The organism is Methylobacterium longum, assembly GCF_022179385.1.
Classification (GTDB): domain Bacteria; phylum Pseudomonadota; class Alphaproteobacteria; order Rhizobiales; family Beijerinckiaceae; genus Methylobacterium; species Methylobacterium longum.
In genome coordinates, this window is sequence record NZ_BPQS01000006.1 from 59,078 (window position 1) to 85,823 (window position 26,746).

Genomic DNA, 26,746 nt, shown 5'->3' on the forward strand with positions numbered 1-26,746 from the left:
CGCGATCGAAGGGACGAATCCCATGGCCGACACAGCTGCCATCGACGCCGCCCCGATCGCCGCCGCGCTGCCGGCGGCCCGGGACGACAAGGCCCTCCACCGCCTGATCTTCGTCGGCATCGCCGTGCTGCTGATCGTGGCGCCGCTCGTCCTCTACCCCGTCTACCTGATGAAGGTGCTGTGCTTCGCGCTGTTCGCGCTCGCCTTCAACCTGCTGCTCGGCTACGGCGGCCTGCTCTCCTTCGGCCACGCCGCCTATTTCGGCATGGCGAGCTACCTCTGCGCCTACACGGCCAAACAGCTCGGCTTCACGCCGGAACTCGCGATCCTCGCCGGCACCGCGACCGCCGCGCTGCTGGGGCTGATCTTCGGTTCGCTGGCGATCCGGCGCCAGGGCATCTATTTCTCGATGATCACCCTGGCGCTCGCCCAGATGGCGTTCTTCTTCTCCCTGCAGGCGAAGTTCACCGGCGGCGAGGACGGCATCCAGGCCGTGCCGCGCGGCAGCCTGTTCGGGGTGATCAGCCTCGCGGACGACCGGGCGATGTACGCGGTCGTCTGCGTGATCTTCATGGCCGGCATGCTGCTGATCTACCGCATCATCCACTCGCCCTTCGGGCAGGTGCTGAAGGCGATCCGCGACAACGAACCCAGGGCGATCTCCCTCGGCTACCGGGCGAGCCAGTACAAGCTCGCGGTGTTCGTGCTCTCGGCGACGCTGGCGGGGCTCGCGGGTTCCACCAAGGCGATCGTCTTCCAGCTCGCCTCGCTGACCGACGTCCACTGGTCGATGTCGGGCGAGGTGGTGCTGATGACCCTCGTCGGCGGCATGGGCACGGTGTTCGGGCCGATCGTCGGCGCGCTGGTCATCGTCACCATGGAGACGTACCTCGCGCAGTTCGGCGCCTGGGTGACGATCATCCAGGGCTGCGTCTTCGTCCTCTGCGTGCTGCTGTTCCGCGAGGGCGTCGTCGGCCTGATCGCCCGGGTGATCCGCAAGCCCCTCTGAGCTTAAGACTCCGTCTCGGGCCGGACCCCGCGGTCATCCTTCGTTAACCAAGAGCGTTCAACCTGGAGTTCCAGAACGGTCAGGTGCCGCCATGACGAAGGCCCTCGCGCTCAGTATCGACGACCCCGCCCATGACTGCCCGGTCCCGCCCGAGACCGTGGGGCGGCTGATCAAGTCCGATGCCGAGGGTGCCCGCTACCTGCTCGACGGCATCCCCGAGGCGACCCGGGCGCGACTGGCCGTGTGGCTCTACGGCCGCAGCCACACCCACGAGATCGGGATCCGCGTGGCCGCGACCTGCGAGGGCGCGACCCTCCGGCGGGCGGCCGGCCTCGTCGGCAACGTCCTCTACGACCTGTCGCGCCGTCCCTACGCGGCCCCGAGCCACGGGACGCGCAGCGGCGGCGGCAGCCGTATCTCCCTCGGCGGCTCCGCCCGGCGCGCCTGAGCGCCGCAGCCCGGCGCGCCTGAGCGCCGCAGCCCCGTCCCTGTCACCCGGCGCGATTGGAACGCCGCGCCGCAGCGGCTATCGTCGCGGCCGATGTCCACCCCCCCGACAGCCCTGCACGTCCGGCGCCTCGACCCCGTCCTCGTCGACCGCATCGCGGCCGGCGAGGTCGTGGAGCGGCCGGCCTCGGCGGTGAAGGAGCTGGTGGAGAACGCCGTCGATGCCGGCGCCCGGTCCGTCGAGGTCACGGTCGAGGCCGGCGGCCGCCGCCTGATCCGGGTGGTCGACGACGGCCGCGGGATGGCGCCGGAGGACCTCGACCTCGCGGTCGAGCGCCACGCCACCTCGAAGCTGCCGGGCGGCGACCTCGCGGCGATCCGGACGCTCGGCTTCCGCGGCGAGGCGCTCCCGTCGATCGGCGCCGTGTCGCGGCTCACCCTCGTCACCCGGACCCACGACGCCGAGGCCGGCGCGAGCCTCACCGTCGACGCGGGGCTGAAGGGCGCCGTCCGTCCCGCCCCGGCGCAGCGGGGGACGCGCATCGAGGTGACCGAATTGTTCGCCGCGACGCCGGCCCGCCTGAAGTTCCTGAAATCCGACCGGGCCGAGAACGCCGCCATCGCCGAGACCCTGCGCCGCCTCGCCGTAGCGCAGCCGAACGTGCGCTTCACGCTGCGGGCCGATGCCGGCCAGCCCCTCGTGCTGCCGGCCGAGGCCGGGGCGGACGCGGATCTGCGCCGCCTCACCGCGGTGCTGGGGCCGGACTTCGCGCCGAACGCGCTGCCGGTCAGCCTCGCGCGGGAGGGCTTCGCGGTGACCGGCCATGTCGGCCTGCCGACCTATCACCGCGGCGCGGCCGGCTACATCCACCTCGTGGTCAACGGCCGGCCGGTCCGGGACCGGCTGCTGCTCGGCGCGGTGCGCGGCGCCTACGCCGACACCCTCGCCTCCGACCGCCATCCGGTGCTGGGGCTCGCGATCGCGTGCGATCCGGATCTCGTCGACGTCAACGTGCACCCCGCCAAGACCGAAGTGCGCTTCCGCGAACCGGGGCTGGTGCGGGCCCTCGTGGTGAGCGCGATTCACGACGCCCTGCGCCGCGGCGGCGCCCACTCGGCGACGACCGGCGCGGCCCGGACCCTCGACGCCCTGCGCCCCGCGGCTCCGGCCCTGGCGACCCATACGGGCGCGGCGATGCCGAGCCTGTTCCGGCCGACGCGCCCGGACCCCGTCGCGGCAAACACGCCCTCGGTGGCGGCCCCCGCCGGCTACCGGCAGCCGGGGGCGTGGCGGCCCGCGCCGTCCGGGGCCGCGACCGCGTGGGCATTCGACCGCGACGCCGCGCCCGGCTTCGGCGAGGCGGCCCAGGCCCCCTTCGCGGGACCGGCGGCCGCGCAGGAGCCACTGGCCCCGCCGCAGGCGGACAGCCGTCCGGTCCCCGCCGCGGACGCGGCGGTGGACCATCCCCTCGGCGCGGCGCGGGCGCAGATCCACGAGACCTACATCCTGGCGCAGACCCGCGACGGCCTCGTTATCGTCGACCAGCACGCCGCGCACGAGCGCCTCGTCTACGAGCGCATGAAGGCCGAGCGGGCGGCGGGCGGGATCGCCCGGCAGGGCTTGCTCATCCCCGACGTCGTGGAGATGAGCCCTGAGGAGGCCGACCGCCTGGTCGCCGCCGCGCCGGACCTCGACCGGCTGGGCCTGTCCATCGAGGCGTTCGGCCCCGGCGCCGTGCTGGTGCGGGAGGTGCCGGCCGCGCTGATCGGCGCCTCGGTGCGCGACCTCGTGACCGACATCCTCGACGCCCTGGAGGCCGGCGGCGACGAGGAGGGTGGCGCCGCCGCGACGGTGGGCGGCCCGCTGGGCCGGCGCCTCGACGCGGTCCTGTCGCGGATGAGCTGCCACGGCTCGATCCGCGCCGGCCGGCGTCTGCGGCCCGAGGAGATGAACGCGCTCCTCCGTGAGATGGAGGCGACGCCGAATTCCGGCCAGTGCAACCACGGCCGGCCGACCTCCATCGAATTGAAGCTCTCCGACATCGAGCGGCTGTTCGGCCGCCGATAGGTTTCACCGCGCACAGGCACCCGCCGGAGGCCCCGACCCATGGATTTCACCATCTCGCCCCGCGTCGAGGCGTACCGCGCCCGGATCGCGGCCTTCGTCGACACGCACATCCTGCCCCTGGAGGCGGACCCGTCCGCCTATGACGGGCACGGGAACATCGGCTTGGGCGAACTGGCCCGACTGCGCGGCCTCGCGCAGGAGCAGGGTCTCTGGTGCCTCCAGCTCAGGCCTGAGACCGGCGGGGCCGGCCTCGACAAGGTCGGCATGGCGGTCTGCTACGAGGCGATGAACCGCTCGATCTTCGGGCCGGTCGTGTTCAACTCCGCGGCGCCAGACGACGGCAACATGATGGTGCTCGAGAAGGTGGCGACCCCCGCCCAGAAGGAGCGCTGGCTCGCGCCGATCGTGGACGGCCGGGTGCGCTCCGCCTTCGCCATGACCGAGCCGCATCCCGGCGGCGGCTCCGATCCCGGCATGATCCAGACGCGGGCCGAGCGGCGGGGCGACACCTACGTGGTCACCGGCCGCAAGTGGTACATCACCGGCGCCGAGGAGGCCGCCCACTTCATCCTGATGGCGCGCACCTCCGACGACGCGCGGAAAGGTCTGACCGCCTTCCTGTTCCACAAGGACCAGCCCGGCTGGGAGATCCTGCGCCGCATCCCGATCATGGGGCCGGAGGAGCATGGCGGCCATTGCGAGCTGCTGTTCGATGGTCTGGAGATCCCCGCCGAAAACGTCCTGATGAACGAGGGCGACGGGCTGAAGCTCACGCAGATCCGCCTCGGGCCGGCGCGGCTGACGCACTGCATGCGCTGGCTCGGCCTGTCGAAGCGCTGCGTCGAGATCGCCCGGGCCTACGCGGCCGAGCGCCACGGCTTCGGCATACGGCTGGCCGACCGCGAGAGCATCCAGCTCATGCTGGGCGACCTCGCGATGCGGATCGAGGTCGGCCGCCTGCTGGTGATGAAGGCCGCCTGGGCGCTCGATCAGGGCAGCTTCGCCCGCAAGGAGGTCTCGATGGCCAAGGTGCACGTGGCCAACCTCCTCCACGCGGCGGCCGACGTGGCGATCCAGATCAACGGCGCCCGAGGCTACTCGACCGACACGCCGCTGGAATGGATCTACCGCTACGCCCGGCAGGCCCGGCTGGTGGACGGCGCCGACGAGGTCCACAAGATGGTGCTGAACCGCAACCTGGAGGCGGAGGGCGATGCCTTCTGGACGTGGACCGTCGGGGCGTGACCGCCGGGCCGGCGACGACGCGCCGGTATCCGACCCCGTACCCGCATCCTGATCTGCCCGCGCCCGCGGTCCGGCACCGCCGCACGCGGGGCCGGGATCCGATGTCCGCGTCCCGCGACAGGATCTGACAGGCGCACCGAAGCGTGGAGTTTATGACGATGACCGATGTCGTGATCACAGGGGCGGTACGGACCGCGATCGGCACGTTCGGGGGGTCGCTCGCATCGATCCCGCCGGCGGCGTTGGCGGCGCAGTGCGTCGCGGAGGCGCTCAGGCGCGCCGCGACCGCGCCCGAAGCGATCGGCCACGTGGTCTTCGGCAGCGTGATTCCCACCGAACCGCGGGACGCCTACCTCGCGCGCGTCGCCGCCATGGAGGGCGGCATCCCCAAGGAGGTGCCTGCCATGACGGTCAACCGCCTCTGCGGCAGCGGCTTGCAGGCGATCGTCTCGGCCGCGCAATCGATCCTCCTCGGGGATGCCGAGACGGCAGTCGCCGGGGGAGCCGAGAGCATGAGCCGCGCGCCGCATCTGCTGAAGGTCGGGCGCACCGGCCAGCGCATGGGCGATGCCGTGCTGGTGGACTACATGCTGGGCGCGCTGAACGACCCGTTCGGCAACGGCCATATGGGCGTCACCGCCGAGAACGTGGCGGAGCGCTACGCCGTCTCCCGCGACCAGCAGGACGCCTTCGCGGCCGAGAGCCAGGCCCGGGCCGCGCGGGCGATCCGCGAAGGACGGTTCCGCGACCAGATCCTGCCGGTCGCCGTGCAGCGCAAGCGCGAGACGGTGGCGTTCGACACCGACGAGCACCCCAAGGCCGCGAGCGCCGAGGAGTTGGCGAAGCTGCGCCCGGCCTTCTCGAAGACCGGCAGCGTGACGGCCGGCAACGCCTCGGGCCTCAACGACGGCGCCGCCGCCCTCGTCCTGTCCAGCGCCGACCGGGCGGAGCGGGACGGCCGCACGCCCCTGGCCCGCATCGTCGGCTACGCCCATGCCGGCGTGGACCCGTCCGAGATGGGCATGGGTCCGGTCCCGGCCGTGCGCCGATTGCTGGAGCGGACGGGCCTGCGGGCCGCCGATTTCGACGTGATCGAATCGAACGAGGCCTTCGCGTCCCAGGCCTGCGCCGTCTCCCGCGAACTCGACCTCGACCCCGCGAAGGTCAATCCGAACGGCGGCGCCATCGCGCTCGGCCATCCGATCGGCGCGACGGGGGCGATCATCACCGTGAAGGCGCTCTACGAGCTGGCCCGGACGGGCGGACGCTACGGGCTGGTGACCATGTGCATCGGTGGCGGACAGGGTATCGCCATGGCCGTCGAGCGGCTGCGCTGAGATGGCCGACCTCTTCGATCTCGCCGGCCGGCACGTCCTGGTGACCGGCGCCTCCAGCGGCCTCGGCCGCCACTTCGCCGGGACGCTGGCGCGCGCGGGGGCGCACCTGTCCCTCTGCGCGCGCCGGGCGGACGCCCTCGCCGAGACCGTCGCCGGGGTCGCCGGGGAGGGCGGGCAAGCGCAGGCCGTCGTCATGGACGTCACCGACGCGGCCAGCATCGAGCGGGCCCTCGACGCCGCCGAGGCCCGCTTCGGTCCAGTCCGTGTCGTCGTCAACAATGCCGGGATCACCGCGACGAAGCCCGCCCTCGACCTCGACGAGGCCGACTGGGACGGGGTCCTCGATACGAACCTGAAGGGCGTCTGGCTGGTGGCTCAGGCGGCCGGCCGGCGCATGGTCCGCCACGGCGCGGGCGGCAGCATCGTCAACATCGCGTCGATCCTGGGCCTGCGGGTCACCGGCGGACTGGCGCCCTACGCGGCCTCGAAGGCCGGGGTCGTCCAGCTGACCAAGAGCCTCGCCCTCGAATGGGCGCGCTACGGCATCCGGGTGAACGCCCTGGCGCCCGGCTACATCAAGACCGAGCTGAACGACGCGTTCTTCGAATCGGAGCCCGGCAAGGCCCTGATCAAGCGGGTGCCGCAGCGGCGTCTGGGGGAGGCGGCCGAACTCGACGGGCCGCTCCTCCTGCTCGCCTCCGATGCCGGCGCGTACATGACCGGCAGCGTCGTGGCGGTCGATGGCGGCCACCTCGTGTCGGGCCTGTAGCGGATGGATCAGGATCGGTTGCGCATCTGGCTGGCCGAGACGCTCGGCTGCCCGGACCTCGCCATCGCGGATACGCGTCCCCTCGGCGGCGGCTCCATTCAGGAGAATCGCCTTGTCAGCTGCCGGGTCGGCGACGACGTGCGCGCCTTCGTGCTGCGCATGGACGCGGCCGCCACCATCGCGTCGAGCCGGACCCGTGCCGAGGAGTTCCGGATCCTGGAGGCGGTCTGGAACGCCGGGGTCCGGGTGCCCGAACCCGTCGCCTTCTGCGAGGATCCGGAGGTGATCGGCGCCCCGTTCGCGGTCATGGGGCTGGTCGAGGGCGTGGGGCTGGGCCCGCGGATCGCCAAGGATCCGAGCCTCGGCGGCGACCGGGAGCAGCTCGCCGAGACCCTGGGCCGCGAGCTGGCGAAGATCCACGCCGCGCTCGACCCGCGGGCGCTGCCGGCCGGGCTCGCCTTCCTGGGCGCGCCCGAACCGGATCCTGCGCGAGCCGAGATCGCGCGTCTGCGCGCGAGCCTCGACGGTATCGGTGTCCGGCGCCCGGCGATCGAGTGGGGGCTGCGTTGGGGGGAGGTCCGCGCCCCGGCCTGCCCGGCGCCGACCCTCGTGCACCGGGATTTCCGGACGGGCAACTACATGGTCGACGGATCCGGCCTCACGGCCGTGCTGGACTGGGAGTTCGCCGGCTGGGGTGACCCGGATCAGGACCTCGGCTGGTTCTGCGCCGCCTGCTGGCGCTTCGGCCGGCCCGAGCGTGAGGCGGGCGGCGTCGGTTCCCGCGCGGCCTTCTACCGGGGCTATACGTCCGAGAGCGGGCGGACGGTCGATCCGGCGCGCGTGGCCTACTGGGAGGTGATGGCCCATGTGCGCTGGGCGGTGATCGCGCTGGAGCAGGGCGCGCGCCACGTCTCCGGACGCGAGTTCTCCCTCGAACTGGCGCTGACCGGCCGGATGGTGCCCGACCTGGAACGGGCGATCCTGCGGGCGACCGCCCCCGCCGCATGGAGCTGAGCATGCAGGACGAACCCTCCGGCGCCGCCCTCCTCGACGCGGCCCGCCGCGCCCTCACCGAGGAGGTCGTGCCCGGCCTCACCGGCCGCCCGCGCTACGTCGCCCTGATGGTGGCCAACGCTCTGGGCATCGCGGCCCGGGACATCACCCAGGCCGAATTCTGGCGGGCGACGGCCGGACGCGTCGTGGCCGGAGAACCCGTCGAGACGCTCATCGAGGCGATCCGCGCAGGCGAACGCGACGCCGATCCGGAGCTGCACGCCGCCCTGACTGCGGCGGCGGAGGTTGCCGCGCAGATCTGGAAGCCGGCCGCCCCGGGCGCGTGAGCCGCCCTGGGCGGATTCGCGTCGACGGACCGGATGGGGCTTCGAGGTCGCGCGCGGTCAGGCGCGGGCCGCGATCGGGGAGGGCGGGACCGTCCGGCCCCGTCGCCGTTTCCGGGCCCGCCTTCGCACCGATGTCGGCGACGTCTTGGGCGACCTGCGGCGCCCCGGCACGGCGCCAGTCCGGGATCGTGGCGCCGGACCGAGAACCGACCCGCTCCGCTCGCGAGGTCCTGTGGGGCCTCCCGTCGGCATCGCGCGATCACAGTGCCCGCGCTTGGTCGCGCAGGACGAATTTCTGGATCTTGCCGGTCGAGGTTTTCGGAAGCGCCCCGAACACCACGGTCTTCGGCACCTTGAACCGCGCCAGCCTGTCCCGGCAGAAGGCGATCACCTCTTGATCGCTGGGGATCATGGCCCCGGGCTTCATCTCCAGGAACGCGCAGGGGCTCTCACCCCAGGTCGCGTCCGGACGCGCCACGACGGCCGCCAGCATCACCGCGGGGTGGCGCATCAGCACCTCCTCGACCTCCAGGCTGGAGATGTTCTCGCCGCCCGAGATGATGATGTCCTTCGCCCGGTCCTTGATCTCCACGGAACCGTCCGGGTGCCAGACGGCGAGGTCGCCGGTCCGATACCAGCCGCCGTCGAGCGCCCGCTCCGTGGCGTCGGGATTGCCGAGGTAGCCCTTCATCACGGTGTTGCCGCGCAGGACGATCTCGCCGACCGCCGCACCGTCCCGCGGCACCGGCTCGCCGCCCGCCGGATCGACGACCGCCACCGCCTCGAGGGTGGCGAGCGGTACGCCCTGGCGGGCCATCCGGGCGTAGCGGTCCGCGTCGGACAGTTCGGCCCAGTCCGGCTGCGCGAGGCAGACCGTGGCCGGGCCGTAGCTCTCGGTGGCGCCGTAGAGATGCGTCACCTGGAAGCCCAGTTCCTCCATGGTGCGGATGATCGTGGAGGACGGCGCCGCGCCGCCGACGGCGCAGCGCACCCGCTGCGGGAAGGCCGTGCGGTCGGAGGCCGGGGCGTGGGCGAGCATCGACAGCACGATTGGCGCGCCGCAGAGATGCGTCACGCCGTGCCGGGCGATCAGACGGAAGATCGCCGACGGCTCGACCTTGCGCAGGCAGACCTGGGTGGCGCAGGCGGCCACGCTCGCCCACGGGTAGGACCAGCCGCTGCAGTGGAACATCGGCAGGGTCCAGAGATACACGCTCTCGGCGGTCAGCCCGAAGGTGACGGCGTTGCCGAGCGCCTGGAGGTAGGCGCCGCGGTGGCTGTAGACCGCGCCCTTCGGGTCGCCGGTCGTGCCGGAGGTGTAGAGCAGGCAGAGGGACTGCCACTCGTCCGCCGGGCCGGCCCAGGCATGGTCCGGGTCCCCCGCTTCGAGGAGCGCCTCGTAGGGGATCGCGCCGTCGAGGCCCGTCTCGCCGATCGCCACCACCAGGACGGGCTGCGCGAGGTCCGCGAGCGCCCGCGCCGCCAGCGGCGCGCACTCGGCCTCGACGATCAGCACCCGGGCGTCGCCATGCGCCAGGGAGAAGGCGATTGTCGCCGGGTCGAGGCGGGTGTTGAGCGGGTTGAGCACGGCGCCGAGCATCGGCACCGCGAAGTGCGCCTCGATCATCTCGGTCACGTTCGGGGCGAGGATCGCGACGGTGTCGAGGGTCCCGACGCCGCGGGCCGCCAGGGCCGAGGCGAGGCGGCGGCACCGGACGTAGAGGTCCGCGTAGGTGAGGCGCCGGTCGCCGTCGATCACCGCGACCCGGCCGGGAACGGCGGCGGCCGCGCGCGCCAGGAGGCTCGCCGGGGTCAGCGGCACGTAATTGGCGGGCGTCCGATCGAGCCCGGACTCGAACCGGTGCCGACCGGCGCCCTCTGGGCGCGCGGGGCTCTGAGGGGTCTCCGTCATCATGCGGCCTTCTGCGCGGGCGGCGGGCGTGGCGTTCGCTCCGCGGGAAGAGTTTTCGCGGCTGCCACGGCTGTCAATCGCCGCCGCGGTCGCGATCGCCGACCGGGTCGCATTCTGTCACGACGCATGGTTGACGGCGGGACCGCCCTGACGGAAGGCCATTTCTGATCGACGCGCCACCCTTGGCGGCGCAACTGGCGATGCGGGGGACGACCTTGGGAAACGACAACCTGCCGGCCGTCTCCATGCAAGCCGGACGCGAGGCGGCCGAGACCGGGGTCGCGCGGGCGCGGGAGGCCTATGAGCGCTTCGCCGAGGCCGGCGAGATGGCGCTCAACGCCTTCGAGACCACGATGGCGCAGAGCTTCGACGGCTGGCGCGCCGTGATGGGCTCCAGCCGCGAGACCGCCCATCAGCTGGCCGACAGCAACGTGGCGGGCACCCGCCGGATGCGCGAGCAGTGGGAGGCCGCGGGCGCCCGGCTGTACAACGCCTTCGAGGACAACGCGGTCCACGCCATGGCGGCGATGCGCGAGATCGGGCACCGCGTGCTGGTGGCGGCGGATACGAACATCCGCGCCAACCTGGACTTCGCGGACCGCATCGCGAAGGCTTCGGACGCGCAGGAGGCCGCGGCGCTGAACCTCGCCTTCCTCCAGGAGCAGTCGCGCCGCATCACCGACCAGATGGTCGACCTCCACCAGACGACCAGCCGGCTCGCCCGCGAGGCCGCTGCCCGATCCGAAAAGCCGTGAGCGTCACCTCAGCGGAGCAGGCCGCTGCGGATCCGGGCGCGGCGATGCCGCGGCTCGACGACCTCAGCCGCGCCGACGTGCCGTTCCGGACCGGTCACTTCTGGGCCTACGCGCCGCACGATTTCCACCGCATCGCCTACGTCGAATGGGGGGATCCCGCTTCGCCGCACGTGGTGGTCTGCGTCCACGGCCTGAGCCGCCAGGGCCGGGACTTCGATCCGCTGGGCTACCGGCTGGCGAAGATGGGCTACCGGGTCATCTGCCCGGACCTGCCCGGGCGCGGCCTGAGCGGATGGCTCAAGGATCCGGAACTCTACGGCCTTCCGCAATACGCCGCCGACATGGCAGCGCTGGTCGCGCACCTGCGGATCCCCGGCAAGATCGACTGGGTCGGCACCTCCCTGGGCGGGCTCACCGGCATGGTGCTGGCCGCCGCGGCCAACACGCCGATCCGCCGCATGGTCATCAACGATATCGGGCCGTTCCTGCCCTGGGCGCCGATCCGCCATATCGGCTCGCGCCTGCGCGACGCGCCGCGGCTCCACCACAACCTCGCCTCGGGCGAGTCGCGTCTGCGCATCGTGCTGGGGGCCTTCGGGCCGCTCACCGACGAGCAGTGGCGCCACATCGCCAAGCACAGCTTCTTCCGCGAGCCCAGCGGCGGCTGGCGCCCCCACTACGATCCCGGCATCGGCGACGCGTTCCGGCCCGGTCGGGTCTACAGCGTCAGCATGTGGCGGGACTGGGACGCCATCGCGTGTCCGGTGCTGCTGCTGCGCGGGGCGCTCTCGGAGCTGCTCCTGGCCAGCACCGCGGATGAGATGACCCGGCGCGGGCCGCCGACCCAGCGGGTCGAGATCGCCGATTGTGGCCACGCGCCGGCCCTGCTGGACGATGCCCAACTCAAGATCGTGACGGACTGGCTCGGTCCGGCCGCCTGAGTCGCGCTTCCGGGCGTCGGTGCTGGGAACGGGGCGCATTTCGGCATCGGCCGTCCGGCAGTCCAGCCCGCGTAAGATCGCGGTTCTCCGGACAGTTCGTCCGCCTCTGCCAGTTTTTACAGATGTAATTCTACGCATTCACCCGACTCAATTTCTCTAATAGCGTCGATTGGTTCAGATAAACCCTTTCCGACATCCGACGCGATCCAGACCTGTGCTGCTGATCTCATGTTTCTCCCGCGTAACCATTCATTGCGTGCAGTGTCCGCCTGTGGCATCAACGACTGCAGGTCGAAAGCTTGGCCGCGCGACGGAGTGCCGGTGGGTCGTGATCCGCGGCCGACGACGCGGGCGGGCTGGCCAACCACAGATTTGACGTTCGGACGACTTCCCATGGCCAATCCCACCCCCAAGCCGAAGCAGACCACCGCGATCGATCACGGGGTCGGCAGCCGCATCGCGTTCCTGCGTGCCGCCAACGGGCTGAGCCAGTCCGCCCTCGCCAGCGCGCTGGGCGTGAGCTTCCAGCAGGTCCAGAAATACGAGACCGGGAAGAACCGCGTCGGGGCCGGCCGCCTGCAGGCGATCGCCGAGCGCCTCGGAGTGCCGGTCGCCAGCTTCTTCGATCCGGAACCGGAAACCGGACTGGAGAACGGGCCGACGCTGCTGAGGGTCTCCGGCTCCCTTGAGCTTCTGCGGGCCTACAACCAGATCTTGGACGATCAGATCCGCCGCGACGTGCTGGCCCTGGTGAAATCCGCGGCGCGGCTCGCCCACAGCCGTGCGGCGGACCGGATCGCGTCCGGCGACTGAGATCCGGGTCTCGCGCGGGGCGGTTCGCTCAGCTCCGGCGATCGGTTTCCGGGGGTGAAGGCCGGTGTGTTCGATGGATCCCGTCAACCTGCTCGAAGATCTGCCGGTTCAGGCTCCGGACGAGGAGGTGTCGGTGCTTGTCGCCGCGCCAGGGCTTCGGGTGGAGCGCATCGTCTCGTATGGCCATGCGAGCCCACCCGGGTTTCACTACGACCAGCCGCATTCCGAGTGGGTCACCGTCCTGGCTGGCTCGGCCGATCTGCGATTCGCCGACGAGGCGACGCTGCGGCATCTCAGAATGGGCGACTCGGTCCTAATCGCGCCGCACCGCCGTCACCGGGTGGAACGCACGGAGTCTCCGACCGTGTGGCTAGCGGTTCATTTCGGTCCGGATATCGAAGTTCCGGAGGACGGGTGACACGGGTTCAGGCGGCGTAGCGCGCGACGGCGACCGCCGTGTCGCCGTAGATGCGGCGCTCCAGTTCGGTGAAGCCCGGCGGCCACGGGATCCGCACGGATTCGGCCTCTTCCACGACCACCAGGGCACCGGCGGCGAGCCACGCGCCCTCGGCGGCGCTCGACAGCGCCCGCGGCGCCAGATCGCGGTTGTAGGGTGGATCGCAGAAGGCCAGGGTGAACTGTCCGGCGGTGCCAGCCGGCCCGAGACGGGTCGCGTCGCGGCGGAACAGGCGCGTGACGCCCTCAGCCCCCAGCGCCTCTATGTTGGAGCGGATCACCGCGCGGGCCTCGGCACCATCATCGACCAGCAGGGCATAGGCGGCCCCGCGCGACAGCGCCTCGAAGCCGAGAGCCCCGGTACCCGCGAACAGGTCGAGCACCCGGGCGCCCGCGATGGCCTCATCGTAGGCATGCGTCAGCACGTTGAAGAGCGATTCCCGCAGGCGGTCCGACGTCGGCCGGATCGCGTCGGTGCGCGGCGTCGCGAGCCTTCGGCCCCGCCACGCACCGCCGACGATCCTCATCGCCCGTCGCGCGGCGGCCTGCCGCCGGGCTTGGAACCACCGGGCCTGGATCCGCCGGGCCTCGCACCGCCACCGGGCCTGGCACCGCCACCCGGCCTGGCACCGCCAGGCTTGAACCCACCAGACTTGAAACCGCCGGGCTTACCGTCCCGCGCACCGCCGGGGCGGCCGCCGGGCCTGGCATCGCCTCCGCCGGACGCACCCTTGCCGAAACTCTTGCCGAAGCCCTTGCCGGCGAAGCCGCCGGGCTTGCCACCACCCGGGTTGGCGCCACGGGGCTTCGGACCATCGAAGGCCGGCCTGCCACCGGCGGAGTCCGGCCGCTGAGACCGAAACCCGCCCTTGCCGCGGGGTGCGCCCTCCGACGGAGCACCGTCGAAGGAGCGCTCACGGCCAGCAGGCCTGGGACCACGGCGGTCATCCTGACGGGTCTGCGCGCGGGGACCTTCGGCGGCGCGCGCCGCGTCCCGATGCGGCCGGTCCCCGGCACCGCGCTCGCCGCGCGGGGCGAAGCCACGCTCGCCGCGCGGTGCGAAGTTGCCCTCGCCGCGCGGTGCCGGACGCTGGTCGCCGCGCGGAGCGAAGCCGCGCTCGCCGCCGGATCCGCCCTCGCGCCCAGGGCGCCCCCCCGGGCCGCGCTGCGACCGCTCGGACCGTCCGTCGTCGGCATAGCGGCGACGCGGCTGCTCGGCGGGCGCGGCCTCGACCGGCGTCGCCGCCAGGCGTTCCACGACCACCCGGCGCTCGCCGGACTTGATCGAGCCCACGCGCTCACGGCCGCGCTCGGCCGCGGCGGATTGCGCGGCTCGGGGATCGGCCCCCCGGCGCGGGATGCGCGTGCCGCGCGGCTTCGTTCCGTCGTCGTCGCGCCACGTGGCGTTGCGCGGCCCCGAACCGCTGCCGCCCGTCGAGACGCGCGGCGTCGGTGCGGGGCGGGCTGCGTTGCGCCGGCTGGCGGCCGTCTGGGCCGGTGCGGAATCCCGATCGGTTTTTTTCGGCCCGCCGAAGGGCGTGATGGGCTCGCGGACCGGGCTCTCGAAATCCACGCCGGCCTGCTCGGCGAGACTCTTGCCGAGCTGATCCTTGAGGACGCGGGTCCGCACCTCCTCGACGAGTCCGACCTCCAGATCCCCGAGCTGGAACGGCCCGAAGGAGAGGCGGATCAGCCGGTTCACCGAGAGGCCGAGATGTTCGAGGATCCGCTTGACCTCGCGGTTCTTGCCCTCGCGCAGGCCGAGCGTCAGCCAGACGTTGTCACCCTGAACGCGGTCCAGGGTCGCCTCGATCGGACCGTACTCCATGCCGTCGATCGTCACGCCGCGCGCCAGCCGGTCGAGCTGCGCCTGATCGGTATCCCCGTGGGCACGGACGCGGTAGCGGCGCAGCCAGCCCGTGTCGGGATGGGCGATCACCTTGGCGAGGCCGCCGTCGTTGGTCAGCAGCAGCAGGCCCTCGGTGTTGATGTCGAGCCGCCCTACGGCCACGACCCGGGGCAGCTCCTCGGGCAGCACCTCGAAGACGGTCTGCCGTCCCTCCGGATCCTTGGCGGTGGTGACGACACCGCGCGGCTTGTGGAAGATCCACAGGCGGCTGCGCTCGCGCAACGGCATGGGGGCGCCGTCGACGAGGACCCGATCGTCCTCGGTCACGTTGCGCGCCGGGGAGGTCAAGGTCTCGCCGTTGACGCTCACCCGGCCGGCCAGGATCATCACCTCGGCATCGCGCCGGGACGCGATGCCGGCCCGGGCCATCGCCTTGGCGATGCGCTCGCCCGGCGGGGTCACGGCCGACATGTCCTCGCCGCTCTCCCCCTCCGTCTCCGGCTCCGGGTCTCGCTCGGGCGCGGCCGGTCCGGCCGGCCGCTTCGCGGCGCGGGCCTTCACCGGACGGGACTCGGGTTCGGCGGGCAGGCTCGCGTCGGTGCTCGGGGCCCACTCTGCGGACCGCGTGGTCTCGGGCTCGGGGCGGGCGGAGCCCTCCGGCGGGTTGTCGTTCGGCGTGTCGCTCATGACCGCGCCTTATCAGAGCCATCACCGACAGGCGAGACTGCTCTCGAAAACGGGCCTGGACGCGCGCGCCCAACGAAAAGGGGCGGCCCCATGGACCGCCCCGTCGACGATGCCGATCGGCCGGCGTCAGAGTCTTGGCGAGCGGCCCCGCATCACGCCGAACACGGCCGAGATGAGGAAGAGAGCGATCGCCACGAAGAAGACGATCTTCGCCGCCTCCATGGCGGTGCCGGCAATGCCGCCGAAACCCAGCAGCGCCGCGACGAGCGCGACGACGAGAAACGTTACCGCCCAACCGATCATGGCATCCTCGCGTTATTCAAGCCGGTTCAAGACTGGAACCCGCGCGATGCGGGTCCCGTTCCGATCGTCGCCGCTCAGAGCTTGTCGGTCGCCGACTTCACCGCGCCCTTGGCGTCGCCCACGGTGCCCTGGGCCTTGCCCTTGAGCTCCTGAGCCGCACCCTCGGCCTTCATCTTGTCGTTGCCGGTCACGTCGCCCAGGCCCTGCTTGGCCTTGCCGAGGGCCTCGTTGGCGGCGCCCTTGATCTTGTCGGTGGTGCTGCTCATGGCGATGTCCTTCTTGCGGTTGCTGCGGCGACGCCGCAATCGGTCAAGAAACGGTCACAGTCGCTCGAATGTTCCAGGCCTTAACATTGCCCTGTGTTAGTTCGCTGCGCCGCCCGTATCCGCGTCCGCGATGGCCCGCTTCGGCGATGGAGTGAGAACACCTTGGCTGCAGATCCGATCCGGCCGGCGGAGTTCACATCTGCGAGCGTGGGGACGGCCTTCGATCGCGCCTTCGCGGCGGCCCGCGCGGCGGCGGACCTCGGCGAGGTGCCGGTCGGGGCCGTGGTCGTCCGGGACGGCGCCGTGCTAGCCGTCGCGCATAACCAACCTCGGACCCTGCGGGACCCGACGGCCCATGCCGAGATCCTGGCGATACGGGCCGCCTGCGCGGCCGTCGGGGACGAACGCCTGACCGGCTGCGACCTCTACGTGACGCTGGAGCCGTGCCCGATGTGCGCGGGAGCGATCTCCTTCGCGCGGATCCGGCGGCTCTACTACGGGGCGGCGGACCCGAAGGGCGGCGGCGTCGAGCACGGTCCGCGGGTCTTCAACCAGCCGACCTGCCACCATGCGCCGGAGGTCTATGGCGGCTTCCGCGAGGGGGAGGCGGCGGCCCTGCTGCGGGCCTTCTTCGCGCAGAGGCGGTCTTGACCCGCGGGCCCCCGGCCGCCGACCCTGCGGACCCCGTTCACGACCTGGAGGGCCGCCCGATGACACCGACATATTCCCGCGCCCTGATCGTCGGCGCGGGCTCGGGCCTGAGCGCGTCGCTCGCCCGGCTCCTGTCCGCCGACGGCCTCAAGGTCGGCCTCGCGGCCCGGACCATCGAGAAGCTCGCCGATCTGGCCACCGAGACCGGCGCCGTCGTCCACACCTGCGACGCGAGCCGGCCGGATGACGTCGAGGCGCTGTTCGCCGGGATGGAGCCGGCCCTCGGGGGCGCCCCCGACGTGGTGGTGTACAATGCCAGCGGGCGGCTGCGCGGGCCGGTGATCGATCTGGATCCAGGCGCCGTCGCCCAGGCCCTGATGGTCTCGGCTTACGGCGGGTTCCTCGTGGCGCAGGCCGCGGCGCGTCGCATGCTGCCGCACCGCCACGGCGCGATCCTCCTGACCGGCGCCTCCGCGAGCGTGAAGGGTTATGCCGGGTCGGCGCCCTTCGCCATGGGCAAGTTCGCCCTGCGGGGTCTCGGGCAGAGCCTCGCCCGCGAGTTGCAGCCGCAGGGGATCCACGTGGCGCACGTCGTGATCGACGGCGCCATCCGTAATCCGATGCGCGGCGGCGAGCCGGCGGATGCGCCCGACAGCCACCTCGATCCGGATGCCATCGCCCGCGCCTACCGCGATCTGCTGCGGCAGGACCGCAGCGCCTGGACGTCCGAGCTGGAGTTGCGCCCCTGGGTGGAGCGGTTCTGATCCGGACTACGGATTGACCCGCACGCCCAGCAGGACCGTGTTCTCGTTGAAGCTCGACCCGAGCACCGTGCTGTTGATCTGCTGGTAGATGTAGGTGCCGCGCAGGGTCAGCCAGCGCGTCAGGTGGTAGTCCAGCCGGGCGGTGGCCGAGAACCCGTTTTCCCGGATCGTGCTGCCCTGGTAGACGTTCCGCAGGAACGAGCCGCCGACCACGAGCGACAGGTTGCGCAGCAGATCGTGCTGCACCTCCAGGGTCCCGACATCGGTGAGGATGCCGCTGGAGCCGGGGATCGTCGTCTCGGTGACGCCGGTGGCCGCCGTGAGCCGCACCGTCGTGAGCGGGCTCGCCGACCAGACGAGGGCGGCGTTGACCAGCGGTGCGTTGACGTCGCGCAGGCTCGGATCGACGTAGGTGCGGTGCTGGATGCCGGCCGAGACCTCGCCGGTGAGTGTCCGCGCGAGACCGAAGCTGGCCCCGACCGCGAAGGCGACGCCGTCCGAATCCCGCGGCACCCCGGTCGGGTCGCGCCTAACATCGTACACGCGGGTGTCGCCAAGGAGGTCGACGAAGGGGCTGAAATCCGGATTGACCTCGTAGGCCGTGCGCAGCTGTAGGCTGTATTGGTTCAGGTTCCGATCGGCCTGGTTGATAATCGTCCCGTCGGAGAGGCGCGCGTTGTCGAATTCGGAGCGATCGACGGAGCCGCGCAGCGTCACGGAGAGCCTATTGAACGTCTCCGTCGCGCCGAGGGAGGCCCCGTAGACCGCCAGGAGCGGCCGGCTCGTCGCGGTGGCGACCTGAAGGTTGCCGGCCGCGGCCTGGAGGTTCGGGCTCGAGGTGCGCTGCGTGTCCACCAGGAAGCGCCCTTCGGCGTCGATGTGGAGGTCCCGGCTGGCGTCGATGCGCAGGCGGACCGTCCCGTCCGCGGCCGGGCGGCTGGCCGCCTCGTTCTGGGGTGTCTCGAGGTAGGCGCCGCGCAGCGAGCCCTGGAGCGCGCTGGACGACCAGTTGCTCTGGAAATCGACCGCCGCCTCGGTGCGGAGCGCCACCGAGCCCTTCGCGAATTCCCGGCTGGTCTGATCGGGATTCGAATCATAGCCGATGCTCTGTGCGAAGCTCGGCAGCACCGTGAAGGTGCCGACCTGATAGCCGATCGGCGCATAGGCGGGGTCGGTCGGGATCGCCCGGGCGAGATCCGTCCCGAGGATGAAGCCGGGTGTCAGCAGGCCGAGGGCCGAGGAGAGCGGCAGGAGCGACAGGATCGGCCGCACCGGCGTCGTCGCCTGCGGCAGCGGCACCCCGACCACGGGCTGCTGGATGATCGGTGTCAGCCGGAGGGCCGGGCTCGGGACCTGGGTGATCTCCTGCGTGATCCGCCGGGTAGCGGTCCCGAGCCGCCGCGGCGGCGCCGCGCGGGTCCGCAGCAAGCTCGACGGCGCGAGGTTTCGCGGCGCCGTCGAGCTGCCGCCCGTGCGCTGGCCGCCGGTGGTGATACGCGTGTCGAGTTGGGAGAGGCCCGGCTGGGCCTGCGACTGCGTCGGGATGGCCGGCGACAGGGGCGACCGCAGGCTGTCGCCGCCGGTCTGCTCTCCGCTGGTCGCGTCGCCGCCCGGCGAGGCGCGCCCCTCGTCGCGCGACAGGCCGTCGGGAATGCGCCGGCGGAGCGTCGGCAGGCCGTTCGGTGCGGTATCCTGACCGATGCCGGGATTGTCGGGCTGTCCCGCGACGGGGCTCGTCGCGTCGAACCGCTGGGCCACGGCCGGCGTCGTCGCGAGCGCGACAGCCAGCGCCGCGACGCCGAGCCGCATCTGTCGCCCTTCCAGCCGGTCAGCCCCCGCCGTCAGCACCTGATCTCGGTCTCCGCCTTCGTCCCGAGCGCCGGATGCTGGGATTCGCTGACCGCGCCGCGGCCAAACTGGTCATCGGCATGGTTAATGAAGGCTAGGCCGTCGTGGTTAATTCCCCGTCAACGGCGCTGTTCACGGGCGACCGCAGTCAGCGCCGAGACCTCCACGGAGCATACGAAGTCCGATTGAGAAATCGCTCTAGATCCGCTATCATCGGGCAGAATTCGATCGCATCCGCGAGGGATTGATCGGTACCACTATTACAACGACGGGGGTCGGCCGTGAGCGAGAGCATCGAAAGCGGACAGGTCGAGCACATTGAGCTTGCCGTCGATATCGTAGCCGCGTACGTGTCGAACAACTCGGTGCCTCCGTCCGATCTTCCAGGTTTGATCGGCGGTGTTCATACCGCTTTATCGAGCCTTTCGACTGCGGGGCGCAGCTCGAATGCGCCGGTCGAGAAGATGAGTGCGGCGCAAATCCGCAAATCCGTCACTCACGACCACATCGTCAGTTTCGAGGACGGACGGCCCTACAAGACCCTTCGCCGGCACCTGACGCTGCGCGGGCTGTCGCCCGAGGCCTATCGCGAGAAGTGGGGTTTGCCGCGCGATTACCCGATGACCGCAGCGAGCTACTCGGCGCAACGGTCGGAGCTGGCGAGGGCGCTGGGTCTCGGGCAGCAGCGCCGCAAGGATCGGACGGCGGTGACAGCGAACGAGCCAGCCGCGGCGGCCCCGAAGTCGCGCAGCCGGAAGAAGGCTCCGGCGGAATAGGCGCGCGCCGCGACGCCGGGCGAGTGCTCCAGCCTGGCTGCAACAGCCGTCCCGCCCCTGCAGGCAGGGACGAGGCGTCCCCGGACGGGGGCCGGTGAATCCCGGACGAGGAGCGGCGTGCCGTCACGCGCCTGCCACGTCTCGCCGGAGAGGAGGCCGGCACCCGGGCCGGACCGGCTGCGACCAGGGTCGGGGTGACCCCTTGCGCGCCGCACAACCGTGCGCCGCGTCATCGGGGGTAATCGACACCGTCCCGGGCTGCCATCCTGCGCATGCTGCCGTGCACCATCGCACCGCTCCCTGCGCCGGAGACCTTCGCCGTGCCGCCCCTGCCGATCCTCGCCCTGGCCGTTGCCTCCTTCGGGATCGGCACCACCGAATTCGTCATCATGGGCCTTCTTCCGGAGGTGGCGCAGAGCTTCGGCGTCACCATTCCGCAGGCCGGTTACCTGGTTTCCGGCTACGCCTTGGGCGTGGTGGTCGGCGCCCCGATCGTGGCGATCGCCACCGCGCGGATGCCGCGGAAGAAGGCCCTCCTCGCGCTGATGGCCGTCTTTCTCGTCGGCAACCTCGGTTGCGCGGTGGCGCCGAGCTACGCCCTGCTGATGGCGGCTCGAATCCTGACGGCCTTCGCCCATGGGGCGTTCTTCGGGATCGGCGCCGTCGTGGCGAGCAATTTGGTGCCGCGGGAGAAGCGGACGCAGGCGATCGCGCTGATGTTCGCCGGCCTGACCCTGGCCAACGTCCTCGGCGTTCCCTTCGGCACCGCCCTCGGCCAGATCGCGGGGTGGCGCGCGACGTTCTGGGCCGTGGTGATCATCGGGCTCGCGGCGGCCCTGGCAATCCAGCTCTGCGTCCCCGCCGGGCTGCCGGGAACGCGGGGTCGCCTCGTCAGCGAGTTCCGGGCCCTCGGCCGCTGGCCGGTGCTGCGGCCGATGCTGATCTCGACGCTGTCCTCGGTGAGCTTCTTCACGGTGTTCACCTACATCACGCCATTCCTGACCGGCGTGACCGGGTTCACGCCGCAGGGTGTGACGGGCGTGCTGTTCGCCGCCGGCGTGGGTCTGACCATCGGCAACCTCGCGGGCGGCCAGTTCGCCGACCGCGCGCAGATGGCGACGATCATCGGCAGCTTCCTCGGGATCGTGGCGGCGCTGCTCCTGCTGGCCGCCGTCGCCCACCACCCGGGCATGACGCTGGTGGTTCTCGTCCTGTGGTCGGCCCTGGTCTTCGCGCTGGTCTCGCCGCTCCAGATCTGGGTGGTGGAGGCCGCCAGCGATGCGCCGAACCTCGCCTCCACGCTCAACCAAGGCGCGTTCAACCTCGGCAACGCCGCCGGTGCCTGGATCGGCGGCACGGCCCTGACCCTGGGCGCGGGCTACGGTGAGCTCCCGCTGATCGCGGCCGCGGTGTCGCTCGCGGGGCTCGGGTTGGTGCTGACGGCCGTGGGCCGCAGCGGGCGCGGGATCGTCTCGGTCTCCGCGCCCGGGGCCTGACCGGTCAGTCGGTCCGGACGAGATCACCCAGCAGGCTCGCCGCCACCGTGGCCTTGGAGACCGTGAGGCCAGAGGCGCTGATCGCGTCCACCGCCTCGCGGATGCGGGCGAGCGGCGCGCCGCGGGCCTTCGCCCAGGCCTCCACCGCCCCCGGGCCGGCCCCGAGATCGGCCACGACCTCGGCGGTGAGCTTGCGGTGGGCGGCCGCGATGCCCGCCACCGCGCGCTCCAGGGCGACCCGGTCGAAGGTGTCGGCCACCGGAACCGTGCGGGCCGCGGCGGCGAGGTCGTCGAGGCGGAACGCGTGCTCTAGGGCAAAATGCGTCGCCGCCACCTCCTCCACCGGCCGGCCGCTTGCCTCGGCGACCCGGACGATGTCGGGGGCGGAGACGAGGGCGGTCAGCGAAGCGAGACGCCGGGCCTGCGCCCCCGCCATGCCGAACCCGGCCAGGTCCGCCTCGCGGGCGGCGATCGCGGCACGCGCCTCGTCGCCCAGCACCTTCGGGAGGGCCGCCTCCACCGCGGCGACGCCGTCCCGATAGCGGGCGACCACCGGCGCGAGGCCTCCGCTCAGGTCGAGGTTGCGGATGAACCAGACGATCCGGTTGGTCAGCAGGTCCTGCACCTCCGCGTAGAGGCCGAGCTGGCCCTGCCCGGGGATCCGGCCCGCGAGTCCGTCGATGCTGAGGTTCAGCTCCATCAGCCCGAAGGCGTCGCGGGTCACCGCGTAGGCCTTGGCGATGGTCGCCGCGTCGGCGCCGGTGCCGTCGGTCAGGCGGCTGACCAGGGACGGGCCGCCGCGGTTGACGATGATGTTGGCCAGCGCCGTCGCGATGATCTCGCGGCGAAGGCGGTGCGCCTTCACGGCGTCGGGGAACCGCTCGCGCAGGGCCCTCGGGAAGTAGCGTTGCAGCTCGCGGTCGAAATACGGATCGTTCGGCACGGCGCTGTCGAGGATCGCGTCGTGGAGCGACAGCTTCGCGTAGGCGAGGAGCACGGCAAATTCCGGTCGCGTCAGGCCCTCGTTCCGGCGCATCCGCTCGGTGAGCGCTGCGTCGTCGGGCAGATACTCCACCGCCCGGTCCAGCCGGCCCTGGGCTTCCAGGGCCTGCATGGTCCGCATGGCGAAGCCGGTCTCGCCGAGACCGCCGCGCTGGGCGAGCGACAGCGCGAGCGTCTGCAACGCGTTGTTGCGCAGGACGAGGTGCCCGACCTCGTCGGTCATCGTGGCGAGCAGGGCGTTGCGCGCCTCGTAGCTGAGCCGCCCGTCCCGCTCCGGAATCATCAGGGCGATCTTGATGTTGACCTCGACGTCGGAGGTGTTCACGCCGGCCGAGTTGTCGATCGCGTCGGTGTTGAGCCGCACACCCGCGCGCGCCGCCTCGATGCGCCCGCGCTGCGTCAGGCCGAGATTGGCGCCCTCGCCGACGACCCTCGCGCGCAGCTCCGGCCCGGTGATGCGGACGGCGTCGTTGGCACGGTCGCCGGCATCCTCGTCGGTCTCGGCGGTGGCGCGGACATAGGTGCCGATGCCGCCGAACCACAGCAGGTCGGCGGGCGCCTTCAGGATCGCCTGCATCAGCTCGGTGGGCGTCGCCTCGGGCCGGTCGAAGCCGAGGGCGGCGCGGACCGGCTCCGAGAGCGGCACGGTCTTGAGGCTGCGGGAGAACACCCCACCGCCCGCGGAGATCAGCGATCGGTCGTAGTCGCCCCAGGAGGAGCGACCGAGATCGAACAGCCGCCGCCGCTCCTTGAAGCTCGCGGCCGCGTCGGGATTCGGGTCGAGGAAGATGTCCCGGTGGTCGAAGGCCGCGATCAGCCGGATGCTTTCCGAGAGCAGCATCCCGTTGCCGAACACGTCCCCCGACATGTCGCCGACGCCGACCGTGGTGATCGGATCGCGCTGAACGTCGACGTCGATTTCGAGGAAATGGCGGCGCACCGCCTCCCAGGCGCCACGGGCGGTGATGCCCATACCCTTGTGGTCGTAGCCCTGGCTGCCGCCGGACGCGAAGGCGTCGCCCAGCCAGTGGCCCTTCTCCAGCGAGAGGGCGTTGGCGATGTCGGAGAAGGTGGCGGTGCCCTTGTCGGCGGCGACCACCAGATAGGCGTCGTCGGGATCGTGCCGGACCGTATCGGGCGGGGGCACGATGGCGTTGTCGACGATGTTGTCGGTGAGTTCCAGCAGCGTGCGGATGAAGATCCGGTAGCTCTCGGTGCCCTCCTGCATCCAGGCGGCACGGTCGGAGGCCGGCGGCAGGCGCTTCGGGAAGAATCCGCCCTTGGCGCCCACGGGCACGATCACGGCGTTCTTGACCTGCTGAGCCTTCACGAGGCCCAGGATCTCGGTGCGGAAATCCTCCGGCCGGTCGGACCAGCGCAGGCCGCCACGGGCGACGTAGCCGAAGCGCAGGTGCACGCCCTCGACCCGGGGCGAATAGACGAAGATCTCGAAGAACGGCCGCGGCAGCGGCATCGCTGTGACCTTCGCGCAGCTGAACTTGAAGCTGATCGTCTCCCGGGGCTGCCCGTCCGCGCCGGTTTGGAAGAAGTTCGTCCGCACCGCAGCCTCGACGAGATTGACGAAGCGGCGCAGGATCCGGTCGTCGTCGAGGCTCGTGACGTCCGCGAGCGCCGTCTCGATGCCGCCGCGGATCTCCGCCTCCCGGTCCGACCGATCCGCTGTCGCGGCTGGGTCGAACCGGGCGTGGAACAGCGCGACGATGGCTCGGGCGATTCCCGCATGGCGGCTGAGCGTGCCGGCGAGGTAATCCTGTCCGTAGCGGATGCGGAGCTGCCGCAGGTAGCGCCCGAGCGCACGCAGGAGCGCCGCCTCGCGCCAGGGCAGGGCGGCTTCGAGGATCAGCCGGTTGTAACCGTCCGACTCGGCGGCGCCTTCGGCGATGGCGAGCATCGCGACTTCCAGCGGCCGCTCCAGCGCCGCCAGGTCGACGGCCTCGCCGGTGGCACGCTCGATCAGCATGTCGTGCAGCCAGATCCGGGCCGCCTCGTCGGCGCCCGTGGGCACGATCCGGTAGGTGCGCTCGTTGATGACGCGGAAGCCGAGATTCTCCAGGGCCGGCACCCGGTCGGAGAGGGCGATGGCGGTGCCCCGCGAGAACACCTTCAGGCGAACCTGCGCGGCGGGGTCGCTCGACCGGCGTCCGAGATGCACGGCCCGGGGCTGTGCCTCGCCGAGGCCCTCCAGGATCGCCACGTCGGCGACCGCCGCCTCGGGATGGAAGTTGTCGCGGTAGGCGACCGAGAAAGCCTCGGCGTAGCGCGAGGCCAGCAGGCGCGCTCGATCACCGCCCTGGGCCTCCGCGAGGGCGGCCCGCAGCGCGTCGCCCCAGGTCCGGACCAGGGTGGCGATGCCGGCCTCGAGGGCCGCGGGATCGTGCTCCGGGCTGCCCTGATCGGGCAGGCCGATGATGTAGTGGATTCGGGCGAGCGAGCCCTCCGGATAATCGGGATAGGCGGCGCTGAGCCGGCCGCCATAGGCTTCGGCGAGGTAGCCGCCGATCCGGCCGCGCACGGTTGAATCGTAGCGGTCCTTCGGCACGTAGACGAGGAGCGAGACGAAGCGGCCGAACCGGTCCGGCCGGGACAGCACGCGCACCCGCGGCCGGTCGGCCAGCGCCGCGATCGCCAGGGTGAACCGGAAGAGCCGCTCGCCGTCGATCTGGAACAGCTCGTCGCGCGGGTAGCTCTCCAGCACGGCGAGCAGGCTGCGCCCGGCATGGCTCGTCGGGTCGAGGCCCGCGCGCTGGACCACGGCCTCGACCTTCCGGCGAAGCACCGGCACCTCGCGGGCAGGGCTGGTGTAGGCCGAGGCGGTGAACAGGCCGACGATCCGCACCTCGCCCGACAGCTTGCCGGAGCCGGAGAACAGCTTGACGCCGACATAGTCCAGGTAGGCGGACCGGTGGACCCGCGACTTCACGCTGGCCTTCGTGATGATGAGCGGCTGCGGCTCTTCCAGAAAGGCGAGGATTTCCGGGGTGTAGTCGACGGGCGTGCGGCCGCGGCGCAGGGGCGTTGCGCCCGGATCGCGCAGCACGCCGAGGCTCGAACCCTCGACAAGGGGATGCGCCTCGCCGTCGATACCGTGCTGCTGCATCCCCAGGAGCAGGAACTGGCCGTCCTTCAGCCAGTCGAGGAAGGCCCGCGCCTCGGCGGTCTCTCCCTCCGGAATCGGAGTCGGCGAACGGCCGAGATTCTCGGAGAGGTCGCTCAGCTGTGCCAGCATGGCGTCGTGGTCGGCGCTCGCCAGGGCGACGTCCCGGTAGACCGGCGCGAGGGCGGCGAGCAGCCGCTCCCCGGCCTCGTCGGAGAGGCGGTCGAGGTGAATGTGGATGAAGCTCTCGCGCGCGAGGCTGCCGTGGGCATCCGCGGTGGTCTCTCCGACCACGCGGATCAGCGCGCCCCCGCCATCCCGCTCGACGCCGAGGATCGGGTGGGCGACGAGCTGCGCCGACAGGCCCTGCTCGGCGAGTTCGGCGAGGGTCGAATCCAGCAGGAACGGCCGGTTGTCGTTGACGACTTCGAGGATCGTCATCTCCCGCGCCCGGCCGTCGCGCGCGAGTTCACCCTCGCTCAGGCGCAGCCGTGCCGGATCGCCCGGCCGGCGGGGCTCGGACAGGAACGACCGGGCGCGCCCGGCGAGTTCGGCGAGAGCCCCGGCGCCGTAGGAGGCGAGATCCTCCGGCGTCACGCGTCCGAACAGGTCGCGGACGAAGCCGCCCGGGCCACCCTGTCCAGTGACGATGTCGGCGGCCGCCTCGATCAGCCCGGTCCGGGCCGTCTTCTGCTCCGAGGAGGACAGTGCCGTGGCGGTCTCGAGTGTCATCGCGCGTCTCCCGAACCGGGTCACTCGCCCAAGCGATAGCAGCGTGATCGGCCGTGTCGATGACACTCCCCGCCAGTTTGCCGGTCGACGGGTGTCGATCGGCGCGAACCGTCAGGACCCGCTCCCCACCACCTCGCCGTCGCCTTGCAGGCGCCTTGCCGACGC

The 26,746-nt window shown here is 71.9% G+C and carries 23 protein-coding genes; 16 read left to right on the forward strand and 7 right to left on the reverse strand.

Annotated elements, in window-relative coordinates; translation table 11 throughout:
• Positions 1-22 precede the first annotated feature (22 nt).
• The 8 genes from MFF58_RS07435 to MFF58_RS07470 all read left to right on the forward strand — a co-directional run bounded on the left by MFF58_RS07435 (position 23) and on the right by MFF58_RS07470 (position 8,215).
• A complete protein-coding gene (locus tag MFF58_RS07435; protein WP_238286367.1) occupies positions 23-1,009 on the forward strand; it encodes a branched-chain amino acid ABC transporter permease in 987 nt (328 codons plus the stop codon).
• A gap of 91 nt (positions 1,010-1,100) precedes the next feature.
• Complete coding sequence (locus MFF58_RS07440) at positions 1,101-1,457, forward strand: hypothetical protein (protein WP_238286368.1); 357 nt, start codon at positions 1,101-1,103, stop codon at positions 1,455-1,457.
• Between the two features lie 93 nt (positions 1,458-1,550).
• A complete protein-coding gene (mutL, locus tag MFF58_RS07445) occupies positions 1,551-3,524 on the forward strand; it encodes a DNA mismatch repair endonuclease MutL (protein WP_238286369.1) in 1,974 nt (657 codons plus the stop codon).
• A gap of 39 nt (positions 3,525-3,563) precedes the next feature.
• A complete protein-coding gene (locus tag MFF58_RS07450) occupies positions 3,564-4,769 on the forward strand; it encodes an acyl-CoA dehydrogenase family protein (protein WP_238286370.1) in 1,206 nt (401 codons plus the stop codon).
• 158 nt (positions 4,770-4,927) lie between these two features.
• Positions 4,928-6,106, forward strand: a complete 1,179-nt coding sequence (locus tag MFF58_RS07455; protein ID WP_238286371.1) for an acetyl-CoA C-acyltransferase family protein — start codon at positions 4,928-4,930, stop codon at positions 6,104-6,106.
• Between the two features lies 1 nt (position 6,107).
• Entirely contained in the window at positions 6,108-6,875 is a 768-nt protein-coding gene (locus MFF58_RS07460) for an SDR family NAD(P)-dependent oxidoreductase (protein WP_238286372.1), read from the forward strand.
• A gap of 18 nt (positions 6,876-6,893) precedes the next feature.
• Positions 6,894-7,889 (forward strand): phosphotransferase family protein, encoded by a 996-nt coding sequence (locus MFF58_RS07465; RefSeq protein ID WP_238286373.1) that lies wholly within the window; start codon positions 6,894-6,896, stop codon positions 7,887-7,889.
• A 2-nt stretch (positions 7,890-7,891) separates the two neighbouring features.
• Positions 7,892-8,215, forward strand: coding sequence for a DUF6285 domain-containing protein (locus MFF58_RS07470; RefSeq protein ID WP_238286374.1), 324 nt, complete (start codon positions 7,892-7,894; stop codon positions 8,213-8,215).
• 259 nt (positions 8,216-8,474) lie between these two features.
• Here the strand turns inward: MFF58_RS07470 and MFF58_RS07475 are convergent, their stop codons facing one another.
• Entirely contained in the window at positions 8,475-10,127 is a 1,653-nt protein-coding gene (locus MFF58_RS07475; protein ID WP_238286584.1) for an AMP-binding protein, read from the reverse strand.
• A 215-nt stretch (positions 10,128-10,342) separates the two neighbouring features.
• Between MFF58_RS07475 and MFF58_RS07480 the strand changes: the two genes are divergently transcribed.
• From MFF58_RS07480 to MFF58_RS07495, 4 genes are all read left to right on the forward strand, one after another.
• The gene (locus tag MFF58_RS07480) at positions 10,343-10,882 is read left to right on the forward strand and encodes a phasin family protein (protein WP_238286375.1); all 540 of its coding nucleotides are present in this window, start codon (positions 10,343-10,345) and stop codon (positions 10,880-10,882) included.
• Positions 10,879-11,823, forward strand: a complete 945-nt coding sequence (locus tag MFF58_RS07485) for an alpha/beta fold hydrolase (RefSeq protein ID WP_238286376.1) — start codon at positions 10,879-10,881, stop codon at positions 11,821-11,823. The genes MFF58_RS07480 and MFF58_RS07485 overlap by 4 nt, the downstream gene beginning before the upstream one ends.
• A 393-nt stretch (positions 11,824-12,216) precedes the next feature.
• On the forward strand, positions 12,217-12,636 hold the full coding sequence (locus tag MFF58_RS07490; RefSeq protein ID WP_238286378.1) for a helix-turn-helix domain-containing protein: 420 nt from the start codon (positions 12,217-12,219) through the stop codon (positions 12,634-12,636).
• 73 nt (positions 12,637-12,709) lie between these two features.
• Entirely contained in the window at positions 12,710-13,054 is a 345-nt protein-coding gene (locus MFF58_RS07495; RefSeq protein ID WP_238286380.1) for a cupin domain-containing protein, read from the forward strand.
• A gap of 7 nt (positions 13,055-13,061) precedes the next feature.
• On the opposite strand, the gene rsmD is transcribed toward MFF58_RS07495, so the two are convergent.
• From rsmD to MFF58_RS07515, 4 genes are all read right to left on the reverse strand, one after another.
• On the reverse strand, positions 13,062-13,619 hold the full coding sequence (gene rsmD, locus MFF58_RS07500; RefSeq protein ID WP_238286382.1) for a 16S rRNA (guanine(966)-N(2))-methyltransferase RsmD: 558 nt from the start codon (positions 13,617-13,619) through the stop codon (positions 13,062-13,064).
• Positions 13,616-15,628: a pseudouridine synthase gene (locus MFF58_RS07505; RefSeq protein WP_238286383.1), complete on the reverse strand. Its 2,013-nt coding sequence runs from the start codon at positions 15,626-15,628 to the stop codon at positions 13,616-13,618. Before MFF58_RS07505 ends, rsmD begins: the two co-directional genes overlap by 4 nt.
• A gap of 126 nt (positions 15,629-15,754) precedes the next feature.
• On the reverse strand, positions 15,755-15,931 hold the full coding sequence (locus MFF58_RS07510; RefSeq protein WP_012317097.1) for a DUF1328 domain-containing protein: 177 nt from the start codon (positions 15,929-15,931) through the stop codon (positions 15,755-15,757).
• A 74-nt stretch (positions 15,932-16,005) separates the two neighbouring features.
• A complete protein-coding gene (locus MFF58_RS07515; protein WP_238286384.1) occupies positions 16,006-16,197 on the reverse strand; it encodes a CsbD family protein in 192 nt (63 codons plus the stop codon).
• Between the two features lie 162 nt (positions 16,198-16,359).
• Between MFF58_RS07515 and MFF58_RS07520 the strand changes: the two genes are divergently transcribed.
• Entirely contained in the window at positions 16,360-16,848 is a 489-nt protein-coding gene (locus MFF58_RS07520; protein ID WP_238286385.1) for a nucleoside deaminase, read from the forward strand.
• A gap of 59 nt (positions 16,849-16,907) precedes the next feature.
• Positions 16,908-17,612, forward strand: a complete 705-nt coding sequence (locus MFF58_RS07525) for an SDR family NAD(P)-dependent oxidoreductase (protein ID WP_238286386.1) — start codon at positions 16,908-16,910, stop codon at positions 17,610-17,612.
• Between the two features lie 6 nt (positions 17,613-17,618).
• On the opposite strand, the gene MFF58_RS07530 is transcribed toward MFF58_RS07525, so the two are convergent.
• Positions 17,619-19,421, reverse strand: a complete 1,803-nt coding sequence (locus MFF58_RS07530) for an outer membrane beta-barrel protein (protein ID WP_238286387.1) — start codon at positions 19,419-19,421, stop codon at positions 17,619-17,621.
• 320 nt (positions 19,422-19,741) lie between these two features.
• Here MFF58_RS07530 and MFF58_RS07535 point away from each other — a divergent pair, with 320 nt between their 5' ends.
• Entirely contained in the window at positions 19,742-20,236 is a 495-nt protein-coding gene (locus tag MFF58_RS07535; protein WP_238286388.1) for a Ros/MucR family transcriptional regulator, read from the forward strand.
• A gap of 320 nt (positions 20,237-20,556) precedes the next feature.
• The gene (locus MFF58_RS07540; protein WP_238286586.1) at positions 20,557-21,732 is read left to right on the forward strand and encodes an MFS transporter; all 1,176 of its coding nucleotides are present in this window, start codon (positions 20,557-20,559) and stop codon (positions 21,730-21,732) included.
• Between the two features lie 4 nt (positions 21,733-21,736).
• Here the strand turns inward: MFF58_RS07540 and MFF58_RS07545 are convergent, their stop codons facing one another.
• On the reverse strand, positions 21,737-26,581 hold the full coding sequence (locus MFF58_RS07545) for an NAD-glutamate dehydrogenase (RefSeq protein WP_238286389.1): 4,845 nt from the start codon (positions 26,579-26,581) through the stop codon (positions 21,737-21,739).
• Positions 26,582-26,746: the final 165 nt, after the last annotated feature.